10 protein-coding genes are annotated in these 12742 nt (G+C 70.5%); 9 read left to right on the forward strand and 1 reads right to left on the reverse strand.

The window, feature by feature from the left end:
- The first annotated feature begins 97 nt into the window (after positions 1-97).
- From IB242_RS14570 to IB242_RS14590, 5 genes are all read left to right on the forward strand, one after another.
- Positions 98-1726 carry a M20/M25/M40 family metallo-hydrolase gene (locus IB242_RS14570; RefSeq protein ID WP_192280886.1) on the forward strand — a complete coding sequence of 543 codons (1629 nt, stop codon included), beginning with the start codon at positions 98-100 and terminating at the stop codon, positions 1724-1726.
- Between the two features lie 6 nt (positions 1727-1732).
- Entirely contained in the window at positions 1733-2179 is a 447-nt protein-coding gene (locus IB242_RS14575; protein ID WP_192280889.1) for a RidA family protein, read from the forward strand.
- A 334-nt stretch (positions 2180-2513) separates the two neighbouring features.
- Complete coding sequence (locus IB242_RS14580; RefSeq protein WP_192280892.1) at positions 2514-4736, forward strand: TonB-dependent receptor; 2223 nt, start codon at positions 2514-2516, stop codon at positions 4734-4736.
- Positions 4737-4858: 122 nt separating this feature from the next.
- Positions 4859-6589 (forward strand): hypothetical protein, encoded by a 1731-nt coding sequence (locus IB242_RS14585; protein ID WP_192280895.1) that lies wholly within the window; start codon positions 4859-4861, stop codon positions 6587-6589.
- 8 nt (positions 6590-6597) lie between these two features.
- Complete coding sequence (locus tag IB242_RS14590; RefSeq protein WP_225540677.1) at positions 6598-7914, forward strand: aminotransferase class V-fold PLP-dependent enzyme; 1317 nt, start codon at positions 6598-6600, stop codon at positions 7912-7914.
- A 16-nt stretch (positions 7915-7930) separates the two neighbouring features.
- Here the strand turns inward: IB242_RS14590 and IB242_RS14595 are convergent, their stop codons facing one another.
- Positions 7931-8923: a bile acid:sodium symporter family protein gene (locus IB242_RS14595; protein WP_192280898.1), complete on the reverse strand. Its 993-nt coding sequence runs from the start codon at positions 8921-8923 to the stop codon at positions 7931-7933.
- Between the two features lie 157 nt (positions 8924-9080).
- Here IB242_RS14595 and IB242_RS14600 point away from each other — a divergent pair, with 157 nt between their 5' ends.
- From IB242_RS14600 to IB242_RS14615, 4 genes are read left to right on the forward strand one after another with little or no spacing between them, the layout of a single operon-like run.
- A complete protein-coding gene (locus IB242_RS14600; RefSeq protein ID WP_192280901.1) occupies positions 9081-9590 on the forward strand; it encodes a hypothetical protein in 510 nt (169 codons plus the stop codon).
- Positions 9591-9593: 3 nt separating this feature from the next.
- A complete protein-coding gene (locus tag IB242_RS14605; RefSeq protein ID WP_192280904.1) occupies positions 9594-10271 on the forward strand; it encodes a PspA/IM30 family protein in 678 nt (225 codons plus the stop codon).
- 7 nt (positions 10272-10278) lie between these two features.
- Positions 10279-10965 (forward strand): YqiJ family protein, encoded by a 687-nt coding sequence (locus tag IB242_RS14610; protein ID WP_192280907.1) that lies wholly within the window; start codon positions 10279-10281, stop codon positions 10963-10965.
- Positions 10966-11024: 59 nt separating this feature from the next.
- Positions 11025-12695 carry a flotillin domain-containing protein gene (locus tag IB242_RS14615; protein ID WP_225540678.1) on the forward strand — a complete coding sequence of 557 codons (1671 nt, stop codon included), beginning with the start codon at positions 11025-11027 and terminating at the stop codon, positions 12693-12695.
- Positions 12696-12742 lie beyond the last annotated feature (47 nt).

The following is a 12742-nucleotide window of genomic DNA, read 5'->3' on the forward strand; positions in this document are numbered from 1 at the left end:
GCATGGCGATCGCACGCATCGTGCGGAACGCGCTGGCTATGATCGGACGATGCGTCCTCCCCACGACCCGAGGCTGCCACCGGCAGCGATGAAGCCGATGTCCGCCGCCGCATGCCGGAGGCTGCTGTGCGTCGCGCTGATCCTGCCGGTGCCGGCCTGGGCCACGTCCTGCCCGGTGCATGGCAGCGACCGCGCCGACCCTGCGCTGCAGCCGCGGATCGAGGCGCTGGGCGTCGCCGGATCGCGCGCGCGCGACCACGCGCATGCGCTGATCGACCGCATCGGTCCACGCTTGACCGGCTCGCCCGGGCTGGACGCGGCGTTCGCATGGGCAGGCGCCACCGCGCGCGCGATCGGCCTGGACAACGTGCGGCGCGAGGCGTGGGGCACATTCGGCCATGGCTGGACCCAGCAGCGCACCTGGATGCGGATGCAGGCGCCGGTGCCGATGATGTTCGTCGCCCAGGCCGCGCCGTGGTCGCCGTCCAGCGATGGCGTCGTGACGGGCGAGGCGGTGCATGCCGATCCGCGTTCGGAGGCCGACCTCGCCGCGTGGCGCGGCTGCCTGCGCGGCAAGGTGGTGTTTCTCGGTGCGCTGCCGGCGCAGGACCCCCCGCGGCCGGAAACGCCCGCGTCGCCGCGCTTCGATGCCGCCTCCGCGCAGCGCGAGCTGGACACGGTCGGCCGCTACTTCGCCGGGCGCGCGCAGCGGATGCCGGCGCGGCTGCGGCAGCAGGCGTTCGCGGCGCACGTGGCCCGGTTCCTCGCCGCGGAGGGCGTGCAGGCGGTGGTGCTGCCCGGCGATCCGGGCGGCGCCGGGGCCGGTACCGCGCGCCTGTACCTGGACGACAACGCGCTGCTGTCGCCGCAGCCGTGGCGGCCTGGCCAGGCGCCGGCGTTTCCGGTGGTGGTCGCCAGCAACGAGGCGTTCGGCCGGGTCGGCAGGCTGCTCGCCGCGGGCACGCCGGTCCGGATCGAACACGAGGTCGCCACCACCACCACGCCGGTACCGGTGCCCGGCGACAACCTGATCGCCGAGATTCCAGGGCACGATCCGTGCCTGCGCGACGAAGTGGTGGAGATCGTCGCCCACCTCGACAGCTGGGCCGGCGCCACCGGTGCGGTCGACGATGGCGCCGGGGTGATCGCCGCACTGGAGGCGATGCGGATCCTGCGCGAGAGCGGCGTGGCGCTGCGGCGCACGGTCCGGCTGGTGCTGTTCAGCGGCGAGGAGCAGGGCGTGCTCGGTTCGCGCGCCCATGTGGACGCGCACTACGCGCAGGTGCCGCGCGATCCGCAGACCGGACTGGTGTCCGGCCCGGTGCGGCCGCGGCCAGGCCATGGGCGGCTGTCGCTGGCGATGCTGGTCGACATGGGCAGCGGGCCGATCCGCGGGATCTATGCCGGCGCCGATCCGGAGATGGCGGCGCTGCTGCGGCGCTGGCAGCCGGCGCTGGCGCCGCTGGGCGTGGACTTCGTGCTCGACGGACCGGGCTGGCCGGCCGACCAGTCCAGCTACACCGATGCCGGCCTGCCGGCGCTGCTGTTCCTGCAGGACCCGACCGACTACATGACCCGCGCGCGCCACACCAGCGTCGACACCTACGAACGCCTGGATTTCGACGGGCTCGCGCAGATCGCCACCGTCCAGGCGCTGCTCGCGCTCGATGCCGCGCAGCGCGATGCGCGCATGCCGCGTCCGCCCACCGCTTCCCCACCCGAGTGATTGCCCATGTCGCGTTTCCTCGCCTCGCTGCTGTCCGCGGTGGTCGGTACCGCCGCCGCTGCCGAGCCGGCGCCGTCGAACATCCAGCATTTCCGCGATCCGGCCAGCCCGTATCCGTTCTCGGCCGCGGTCCGCGCCGGTGACACGCTGTACCTGTCCGGCCAGATCGGCGTCGATGCGCAGGGACGCGTGCCCGAGGCGTTCGAGGCGCAGGCGCGGCAGGCGCTGGACAACCTGGTGGCCTCGTTGGAGATGGCCGGGCTCGGACTCGAACACGTGGTCAAGTGCGTGGTGATGATCGAGGACATGCAGCGCTGGCCCGAGTTCAACCGCGTCTACCTGGAGTACTTCACCGACCGGGCGCGCCTGCCGGCGCGCAGCGCGTTCGGCTCCAGCGGCCTGGCGCTCGGCGCGGCGCTGGAGGTCGAGTGCATCGCGCAGTTCCCGGAATGAGTGCGAAGCGGCGTCCATGGCGGTGCGTCGTGCACCGCAATGACGCATCGGATGCGCTTTCCCGCGAAACCGCCGATCCGTGAAGAATTTGTTGCATCGGAGGCAGGCAAAGCGTCCCAGAATGCGCGCCCATTGCAGCGCCGCCGCGTTAACGTCGATACCGAGTCGACGACGTGGCGGCGCAAGACGCGCAGCGAGCCCGGTGTCGATGCGGCCGGACACGCGCAGGGGGCACGTGGCCGGCGGCACGCAAGCCCACTGCCTACCCTTCATCCATGGTTGCGTGGACGGCCCCGCCGTGCACGCCGGGACACTATTGCCTGAGGATCTGCCCATGACGGTTCGAGCGCACCACCGCACTGCCTGTACGCCCAGCCTGATCGCCACCGCGGTCGGCCTGGCGCTGACCTCCACCGCCATGCTGGCCTCGGCGCAGAGCGCGCCGGCCGAGTCGCCGACCGAGCTGGACACCATCATCGTCACCGCGCAGAAGCGCAGCGAGCGCATCCAGGACGTGCCGATGTCGATCTCGGTGGTCAATGCCGAGAAGCTGGCCGACCGCGGCCAGGTGCAGCTGACCGACTACTTCGCCCAGGTCCCGGGCCTGTCGATGAACGCGCGCGGTTCCGGTCGCACCCAGCTGATCATGCGCGGCATCGCCACCGCCACCGAGCAGAACCCGACCGTGGGCGTGGTGATCGACGACGTGCCGTTCGGCTCGTCGACCACCGACATCCAGACCCCCGACCTGGATCCGTCCGACCTGCAGCACATCGAGGCGCTGCGCGGCCCGCAGGGCACGCTGTACGGCGCCAGCAGCATGGGCGGCCTGCTCAAGTACGTCACCGTCGATCCGGACACCTACGGCTTCAGCGGCCGTGCCCAGCTCGATGTGTCCAGCGTCGCCCACGGCGGCGAAGGCTACGGCGCGCGCGCCGCGGTGAACATCCCGGTGATCGAGGACACCTTCGCCCTGCGCGTGAGCGCGTTCGATCGCCGCGATGCCGGCTTCGTGCGCGACCTGCAGCAGGACAGGGACGAGGTCAACGAAGGCCGCGTGCGCGGCGCGCGCGTGGCCGGCCTGTGGAACGCCAGCGAGGCGGTGACGGTGCGCTTCGCCGCACTCGCGCAGGACTCCGAGAGCGACGGCACCGCCTCGGTCGACGTCGACTTCGACCACACCCCCGCCTACGGCAAGTATGCGCGCCAGCGCCTGGGCCACACCGACATCTACGAGGGCAAGGTGCGGCTGTACAACGTCAAGGTCGATGCCGACCTCGGCGCCGCCACCTTCGACTCGATCACCGCCTACAGCGAGTACGAGCACGACGGCCCGCAGGACGTGACCACCACGTTCGGCGGCCTGCTCGGCCGTATCCTGGGCGTCGCCAACCCCGGCGTGGTGATCGACAACGCCAGCACCACCGAGAAGTGGTCGCAGGAGTTCCGCCTGTCCTCGCAGGGCGAGCGCACGCTGGACTGGCAGGTCGGCTATTTCTATACGAAGGAAGACACCGAGGGTTACCAGGCGCTGCGTGCGGTCAACCGCGCCAGCGGCGTCGACCTCGGCCTGGCGCCGGCCTATACCGCGGTCAGCCCGTCCACGTTCGAGGAGCACGCCGTCTACGGCGACGTGAACTACCACTTCACCCAGAAGTTCGACATCCAGGTGGGCGGCCGCTACAGCGACGTCAAGCAGACCTCGCGCACGATCTACGACGGCCCGATGAACGGCGGCTACTCGGTCGAGACCGATCCGGCCGCCGGCGAAAAGGTCGGCACCTTCCTGTTCTCGCCGCGCTACAAGCTGGACGAGAACGCGATCGTCTACGGCCGCATCGCCTCCGGCTACCGCGCCGGCGGCCAGAACGGCGCCATGCCCGGCACCAACCTGCCGGAGACCTACGAATCCGACACGCTGGTCAGCTACGAGACCGGCTACAAGGGCAGCTTCGCCGACAACCGCGTCTCGCTGGACGTGTCGCTGTTCTACATCGACTGGACCGACATCCAGCTCAGCGTCGTCGACCAGGCCACCACCCAGACCTACTACACCAACGGCGGCAAGGCCACGAGCAAGGGCGTGGAAACCAGCCTGCAGTGGCGTCCGGCCGACGGCCTGAGCGTGGCCTGGAACGCGTCCTACACCCGCGCCGAGCTGGAACAGGACCTGCCCAACGGCAACTACGGCCGCAAGGGCGACCGCCTGCCGTTCTCGCCCGAGTTCTCCAGCAGCCTCAACGTCACCCAGGACTTCCCGCTGGGTTCGCTGTACGCCTTCGTCGGTGCCGGCGTGACCTACGTGGGCGACCGCGTGGGCACCTTCAGCAGCTCCTCGGCGGTGCGCCGCTTCACCATGCCGTCCTACATCACGGTCGACCTGCGCGCGGGCGTCGAGGGCGAGCAGTGGGCGGTGACCGTGTACCTGAAGAACGCCGGCGACGAGTACGGCTTCCTCAGCGGCACCGCGCGCAACGCGACCACCGGACAGAGCCTGTACGGTGCCAGCGTGATCCAGCCGCGCACGGTCGGCGCCTCGTTCACCTGGAACTTCTGAGCCCGATTGCCGGGTGGCGGCGCCACTGCCGGCCGCCGCCCGGCCTCTTTCTTCCGTGGATGCCGCCGCTGCGGCGTCCGCACCACGCACCACGCGGCGAGGTCGAGATGCAGCCAATCCCCATGAACACCGGCGGTACGATCACCGCAGCAGGACCGCGCCGGCGCATCGCCGGCATGCTGCTGTGTGCGGCCCTGCTGGCGCCGTCGGCCTTCGCTGCCGGGCCGGCGCCGTCGCTGCGGATCGAGCTGACCCCGCAGGCCGGTACGCCGGCCAGCCCGGGGCTGCAGGTGCGCGTGGCGGTCGATCCGGGCGACGCCGCGCTCGGTTCGCTCGGTTTGCCGGTCTCGCTCGGGCCGCTGGCCAACATCGCCGCGCGTGTCGACGGCGTGCGCATGCACGATGCCGCCGGCGAGGTCGCGCTGGCCGTCTCCGACGGGCCGGCCGACGGCCTGCTCGGCAGCCGCCAGCGGCTGTGGACGCCGCAGCGGCAGACCCGCGGCGAGGTCACCGTGGACTACACGGTGGCGGTCTCGCAGGAGACCGTGCCCGGCCCGATCTGGGACCTGCGTTCGGAAGCGCGCGGGATCAGCGGCGCGGCGCGTACCTTCGTGCTGCTGCCGCAGGACGCGCGCGAATGGCGCGTCGCGATCGACTGGAACCTGTCCGCGTATCCCCGGGGTGCGCAGGCGCTCGACAGCCTTCCCGCCGCCGTCCGTGACGGCGGCACGATGTCGCTGGAAGCGCTGCGCAGCACCTATCTGATGGCCGGCGACCTGCACGCGCTGCCGGCCGATCTGTCCGGCGCCACCGGCCCGTTCCGGGCGGCCTCCACCGCGCAGACGCCCGGCTACGACCAGCGCGACCTGCTGGTCTGGTCGGAGCAGGCCTACCGCCAGCTCAGCGGCTTCTTCCGCGAACCGGAGCTGCCGCCGTTCACCACCCTGTTCCGGACCAACCCGCTGACCGACAAGAGCGGCTCGGCGCTGCCGGGCGCGCTGATGAGCACGATGGCGGTCGACCTGCCGCGCGAGGAGATCGAGCAGCTGCTGGTGCACGAGATGGTGCACGTCTATCTCGACGGCCTGGAGGAACAGAGCTGGTTCCAGGAAGGCCTGGCCGTGGTCTACGAGGTGCGCGCGCCGTTCATGCTCGGCCTGTTCTCCAGCGAGCGCTACCTGGCCGGCATCAACGACACCCTGCGCACCTACTACAGCAACGTGCGCAAGGACATGCCGATCGCCGAGGCGCAGGCCGCGTTCTGGACCGACGCGCGCGCACGCATGCAGCCTTACTCGCGCGGCGGCATGTACTTCCTGGTCACCAATGCGCGGCTGCTGCACGCCTCCGGTGGCAGGCGTTCGCTCGACGATGCGGTGCGGGCCTTCCTCGACCGTCGCCGCGCCGGCGAGCCGGTCGACGCCGCCACCTGGGTGGCCATGCTCGAACCCGAGATCGGCGCCCACGCCCAGGCCGACTTCCGCGCGCTGCAGGACGGCGGCCTGCTGGTGCCGCCGGAGGATGCGTTCGGTCCGTGCTTCCGGCGCGAGCAGATGCCGATGCCGGTATTCGAGCTCGGCTTCGAGATCGCCAGCCTGATGCAGGTGCCGCGCGTGATCCGCGGGCTGGACCCGGCCTCGCCCGCGGCCCGTGCCGGTCTGCGCGAGGGCGACCGCATCGGCAATGCGGTCGGTCTGGACGGCCAGCAGTCGGATCCGTCGAAGCCGATCGTGCTGAAAGTGGAGCGCGACGAGGGCGTCGTCGAGATCGCGTTCGTGCCGCAGGGCGCCCCGTTCCCCGGTTACCACTGGGTCCGCAGCGACGTGGCCGACGGCCCGGCCTGCCGCTACTGAGCACCCGCATGCATCCGCACCATCCCGAGCGTCCGATGGATCCCAACGAACCCCGTCCGGCCGACCCGGCGCGGCGTCGCTGGCTGCGCAGCCTCGGCGCGCTGCCGGTGCTGGCCGCCTTGCCGCAGCTGCCGGCCATCGCCCGCGCCGTGCCCGCGCCCGCCGCGGCGACCGGCCTCGCGCGCGGCGGGCTGGATGGCATGCGCGCGCGCTTCGCGCTGGCCGGCACCCACATCAACGGCGCCTTCATGCATCCGGTCGGCCATGCTTCGGCCGCCGCGCTGCAGCGCTACCTCGATGGCCGCTTGATGAACCGCGCCGGCCAGGGCGTGAACCTGATGGAGGACCGCGCGCATGCGATGAAGCAGTTCGCGCGCCTGGTCAACGCGGACATCGACGAGCTGGCCTGGGTGCCGAGCACGATGGCCGGCGAGAACCATGTCGTCTCCGGCCTGGGGCTGCCGGGATCGCGCGCGCGCGTGGTCACCGACGCCTACCACTTCAGCGGCTCGCTGTTCATGTACAACGAGCTGGCCAAGCAGGGTCTGGACCTGCAGGTCGTGCGCCCGCGCGACAACCGGATCCAGCTCGACGACCTGGACCGCGCGATCACCCCCGGCACGCGCCTGGTGGCGCTGTCGCTGGTCTCCAACGTCAACGGCTTCGAGCACGACCTCAAGGCGGTCTGCGACCTGGCCCACGCGCGCGGTGCGCTGGTCTACGCGGACCTCATCCAGGCCGCCGGTACCGTGCCGATCGACCTGCATGCCAGCGGCGTCGATTTCGCCGCCTGCTCGACCTACAAGTGGCTGATGGGCGATTTCGGCATCGGCCTGATGTACGTGCGCCGCGACAGCCTTCCGGCGCTGCGGCGCTCGCAGTGGGGCTACCGGCAGGAGCAGGAGTTCGTCACCCACCTCTATCCATTCGACCCGCCGGGCGAGCAGCCGCTGGAAACCGCCCCGCGGACCGACACGCCGGGGCGGGTCGAGGTCGGCACGCTCGGTTACGCCGGCGTGGCGATGCTGAGCGCTTCGCTCGACCTGCTGCTGGAACTGGGTGTGGAACGCATCCAGGCCTGGCGCCAGCCGCTGCTGCAGCGGTTGCAGCAGGCGCTGCCGGCGCTGGGCTACCTGCCGATGACGCCGGCCGGGTCGCGCTCGCCGATCGTGACCTTCGCCGCGCGCGGCGTGGAGAAGCGGCTGGCGGCGCGCTTCGCCGACGCTGGCGTCGAGGCCACGCTGTACCCGGACCGGATCCGCATCTCGCCCTCGTTCTACAACGACATCGACGACATCGAGCGCCTGATCGCCCTGTGCGGCTGATCCGGCGCACAGGGGGTCACTCTGCCGCCAGCGGCGCGGCGCTGCGTGCGTTGCCGCGCGCGTAGCGCTGCGCGACCACCGCGCAGACGATCAGCTGGATCTGGTGGAACACCATCACCGGCAGCATGATCGCGCCGAGGCTGCCGCCGGCGAACATCACCTTGGCCATCGGAATGCCGGAGGCCAGGCTCTTCTTGGAGCCGCAGAACACGATGGCGATCTCGTCGGCGCGGTTGAAGCCCAGCCGGCGCGCGCCGACCACCAGCAGCCCCATCGCCACGCCCAGCAGCAGGCACGAGATCAGCGCCACCGACAGCAGCGCGGTGACCGGCGTGTCGCGCCACAGGCCTTCGATCACCGCGGCACTGAAGGCGGTGTAGACCACCAGCAGGATCGTGCCCTGGTCGGTATGGCGCAGCACCGGCCGGTGCCGTTCGACCCAGCCGCCGACCAGCGGCCGCAGCAGATGCCCGGCCACGAACGGCAGCAGCAGCTGCAGCATGATCCCGCCAACCGCCGCCAGTGGATCGGCCATGCCGCCCTGGCTGCCGGCCAGCACGCCCATCAGCAGCGGCGTCAGGAACACGCCGAGCAGGCTCGACGCCGAGGCGCTGCACACCGCCGCCGGCACGTTGCCGCCGGCCATCGAGGTGAACGCGATCGAGGACTGCACCGTCGACGGCAACACGCACAGGAACAGCACGCCCAGATACAGCTCCGGCGTCAGCAGCCAGTGCGACAGTGGCTTGGAGAGCAGGCCCAGCAGCGGGAACAGCACGAAGGTGCTTGCGAAGATCACCAGATGCAGGCGCCAGGCGGTGATGCCCGACAGGATCGCCTGCCGCGACAGCCGTGCCCCGTGCAGGAAGAACAGCACCGCGATGGCGATGTCGGTGACCACGTCCATGACCTGTGCGCCGATGCCGTGCACGGGCAGCAGCGAGGCCAGGACGACGGTGGTCAGCAGAGCCAGGGTGAAGGCGTCGGGGAGAAAGCGGCGGACTGACATCAACTGGCTCGATGCTGGGGTGTGCATTGTCGCCGCAGCAGGCCTGCGGCCTCCAATGACGCATTGCGGCATCTGGAATCCGATTGCAATCAAACGTATTGCGTTTGTCTTACGTTCGAACTACTGTCTGGATGCCGCCCCGCCCAGAGACTCGCCGATGGCCAAGCAGACCGTGACGCTCCGACTCGACGAAGACGACCTGACCTTCCTGGCCGGGATCGAGGTCGCCGGTGCGACCAACCTGAGCGAGAAGATCCGTGCGCTGCTGGCCGATGCGCGCGCGCAGCGCGAAGGCCTGGACGATTTCGGCGCGGCCTACGACTTCGTGCGCGGCCTGTTCGCGGTACCGGAGCGGCGTGTGCACCAGGCCGAGGTCGCCAGCCAGCAGCGTTCCGAACTGGTCGCGCGGGTGCTGGCGTGGATGCCGGAGACCGCGGCGTTCGTGCTGGCGGGCTCGGCGCTGCAGGCCGGCGGCGACACCCCGAAGGCCCTGCGCGATTTCGAGCGCGGGCTCGGCGAGCGTGCGATGGTGTTGACCGAATCCATGCTGCAGCTCGCCCAGGCGGGCTTCCCGGGATGCCATGCCCCGGAGACATTGAGCAGGCGCGCGCGGTTTGCGCAGAGCACTGGACGTGACCGAGATTCCAACCCCGCTGACAAGGAGTAAGCCATGAGCGAGACCCTGACCCAACGTGTTGGCCGCCTGATCGCCGGCAGCTTCCACAGCCTGGTGGACGCGGTGGAAAACGCCGCACCGGAAAGCGTGATGGCCCAGGCCGTGCGCGAGATCGACACCGCGATCGCCGATGTGCGTTCCGATCTGGGAACCGTCGAGGCGCAGCGCCACCTGACCGCCAAGCGCCTGACCGAGGAAAGCGGTCGCCACGAGACGCTGGGCGAGCAGGCGGCGTTCGCGGTCGAGCAGGGCCGCGAGGACCTTGCCCACGCCGCGCTGGGCCGCCAGATCGACATCGAAGCGCAGCTGCCGGTGCTGGAGTCGCGGCTGGCCGCACTGGCGGAGGATCGCACGCGGCTGGAGGGCTACATCACCGCGCTGCAGGCCAAGCGTCGCGAAATGAACGAGGCGCTGGAGGACTACCGCCGGGCGATGGAGCAGCGCGCGTCGAGCACCGCAACCAGCACCGGCAGCAGCCGTCCGGGCGAATCGGTACACGACCGTGCCGATCGTGCCGGTGCCGCATTCGACCGCATCTTCCAGCGCCAGACCGGCCTGTCCGGCACCCGCGGTGCGCATGCCGATGCCGCGCAGCTGGCCGAGCTGGAGACGCTGTCGCGCGACAACCGCGTCGCCGAGCGGCTTGCGCAGCTGAAGGCCGGCAAGCGCTGAGGCCGGCATGGACTGGATGACCGCCAGCGGCAATGCGCCCTTCGCGATCGCCCTGCTGATCATGGCCGGCCTCGCGGTGATCGAACTGATCTCGCTGGTCACCGGCTTCAGCGTCAACGACGTGGTCGACGACTTCGTCGCCGGGCACCTGGAGGCCACCGCCGGCTCCGGCAGCGGCATGGAAGCCACCGGGCAGGGCGAGGCGAGCAGCCTGGTCGGCCGCTTCCTGGCCTGGCTGCACGTCGGCCGCGTCCCGGTGCTGATGATCCTGATCGTGTTCCTCACCGTGTTCGGCGCCGTCGGGCTGGTGGCCCAGGGCGCCCTGCGTGCGGTGCTGGGTCATGCGCTGCCGACGGTACTTGCCGCGCCTGCGGTACTGCTGCTGAGTCTGCCGGTCGTACGCATGGGCGCAGGCCTGCTGGCCCGGCTGATGCCGCGCGACGAGACCAGCGCGGTCGATCTGGCCACGCTGGTCGGGCGCACCGCGGTCGTCACCGGCGGCACCGCACGCACCGGCCTGCCGGCGCAGGCGCGGGTGAAGGACAGTTTCGGCACCGAGCACTACGTGCTGGTCGAGCCCGAGGATGAGGGCGCCCAGTTCGCCACCGGCAGCGTCGTCCTGCTGGTCCGCCAGCATGCCGGCGGGCGCTTCACCGTCATCGACAACCCGAACGCGGCACTGGTGGACCACTGACGGTCCAGCCGCGCTCGACGCACCTCGTTCCCAACGTTGCAGAAAAGGAGTTTCATCAGATGGGCCAGATGCCTTACCTCTCGGTGATCGTGCCTGCGGTCGCCGTCCTCATCGCCCTGTTCGCGCTCGGTCTGGTGTTCGCGCGCCTGTATCACCGGGCCAGCAAGGAAATCGCCTTCGTCCGTACCGGCATGGGCGGCGAGAAGGTCGTGCGCGATGGCGGCGCACTGGTGCTGCCAGTGCTGCACGAGACCATCCCGGTCAACATGAACACGCTGAAGCTCGAAGTGCTGCGCGCACGCGAGGCTGCGCTGATCACCCGCGACCGCATGCGCGTCGACGTGCAGGCCGAGTTCTACGTGCGGGTGAAGCCCGATGCCGGTGCGATCTCGACCGCGGCGCAGACGCTGGGCCGGCGCACGATGGAGCCGTCCGCGCTGAAGGAGCTGGTCGAAGGCAAGTTCGTCGATGCGCTGCGCGCCGTCGCTGCCGGCATGAGCATGGAAGAACTGCACGAGAGCCGTGTCGACTTCGCGCAGAAGGTGCAGGTGGCGGTGGCCGAAGACCTGCACAAGAACGGCCTGGAGCTGGAGTCGGTGTCGCTGACCGGCCTGGACCAGACCGCTGCGGACTTCTTCAACCCGCAGAACGCGTTCGACGCCCAGGGCCTGACCAAGCTGACCCAGGAGATCGAACTGCGCCGCAAGCAGCGCAACGACATCGAGCGCGACACCAAGATCCAGATCGAGCTGAAGAATCTGGAGACCGAGCGCCAGTCGCTGGAGATCGCCCGCGACCAGGAGTACGCGCGCCTGATGCAGGACCAGGAGGTCAAGGTGCGTACCGCCGAGGCATCGGCGCATATCTCGCAGCAGGAAGCCGAACGTCGCCGCGAGGCCGAGCAGGCGACGATCGCGGCCAACCGCGCGATCGCCGAAGCCGAGATCGAGAAGCGCCGCGTGATCGAGCAGCGCGAGATCGAGCGCGAGCGTGCGGTGCGCATCGCCGAGCAGGAGCGCGAGATCGCGATCTCGCAGAAGTCGCAGGAGGAGTCCGCGGCCAAGGCCTCGGCCGATGCCGAGCTGGCCAAGGCGGTCGCAGCCGAGGAAGAAGTGAAGAAGGTCCGCGAGACCGCGGTGGCCGAGCGCTCCAAGGCAGTGCGTCTGGTGCAGGCGCGCGAGCAGGCCGAGCAGGATGCGATCGCGATCGTGGTCGCCGCCGACGCCGAGAAGAAGGCCGCCGAGGACCGCGCCGAAGCGGTGCGCGTGGCCGCGACGGTGGAGGCCGAGGCGGTGCGCATCCGCGCCCAGGCCGACGAGGAGCGCTACCGCGTCGACGCCGAGGGCCAGCGTGCGATCAACGAGGCGCGCAATGCGTTGAGCCAGGAGCAGATCGCGCTGGAAACGCGGCTGGAACTGCTGCGCCGCCTGCCGGAGATCATCGAGCAGTCGGTGCGCCCGATGGAGCGGATCGACGGGATCAAGATCGTCGACGTGCGCGGCCTGGGGGGCATCGGCAATGGTCCGGACGGTGGCGCTGCCAATGCCGGAGACGGCGGCGGCAATCTGGCCCGCTCGGTCGTGGACAACGCGCTGCGCTACCGCGCGCAGCGGCCGATGGTGGATGCGCTGTTGAAGGAAGTCGGCATCAGCGACCTGAGCGATCTGGACGGGCTCGTGTCTGGCGCAGCAGGCGAGGTATTGCCGCCACCGGCCGACAAGCAGGACTGAGCGGTTGAATGCAGAACGGCCCGCATCGCGGGCCGTTCCCATTTCGG

Source organism: Xanthomonas sp. XNM01, from assembly GCF_014851915.1.
In the GTDB taxonomy this organism is placed as follows: domain Bacteria; phylum Pseudomonadota; class Gammaproteobacteria; order Xanthomonadales; family Xanthomonadaceae; genus Pseudoxanthomonas.

Bases quoted from the DNA above. Each gene is read 5' to 3' on its own strand.
- IB242_RS14570 (WP_192280886.1), top strand. From the start codon at position 98: ATGTCCGCCGCCGCATGCCGGAGGCTGCTGTGCGTCGCGCTGATCCTG.
- IB242_RS14575 (WP_192280889.1), top strand. From the start codon at position 1,733: ATGTCGCGTTTCCTCGCCTCGCTGCTGTCCGCGGTGGTCGGTACCGCC.
- IB242_RS14580 (WP_192280892.1), top strand. From the start codon at position 2,514: ATGACGGTTCGAGCGCACCACCGCACTGCCTGTACGCCCAGCCTGATC.
- IB242_RS14585 (WP_192280895.1), top strand. From the start codon at position 4,859: ATGAACACCGGCGGTACGATCACCGCAGCAGGACCGCGCCGGCGCATC.
- IB242_RS14590 (WP_225540677.1), top strand. From the start codon at position 6,598: ATGCATCCGCACCATCCCGAGCGTCCGATGGATCCCAACGAACCCCGT.
- IB242_RS14595 (WP_192280898.1), bottom strand. From the start codon at position 8,923: ATGTCAGTCCGCCGCTTTCTCCCCGACGCCTTCACCCTGGCTCTGCTG.
- IB242_RS14600 (WP_192280901.1), top strand. From the start codon at position 9,081: ATGGCCAAGCAGACCGTGACGCTCCGACTCGACGAAGACGACCTGACC.
- IB242_RS14605 (WP_192280904.1), top strand. From the start codon at position 9,594: ATGAGCGAGACCCTGACCCAACGTGTTGGCCGCCTGATCGCCGGCAGC.
- IB242_RS14610 (WP_192280907.1), top strand. From the start codon at position 10,279: ATGGACTGGATGACCGCCAGCGGCAATGCGCCCTTCGCGATCGCCCTG.
- IB242_RS14615 (WP_225540678.1), top strand. From the start codon at position 11,025: ATGGGCCAGATGCCTTACCTCTCGGTGATCGTGCCTGCGGTCGCCGTC.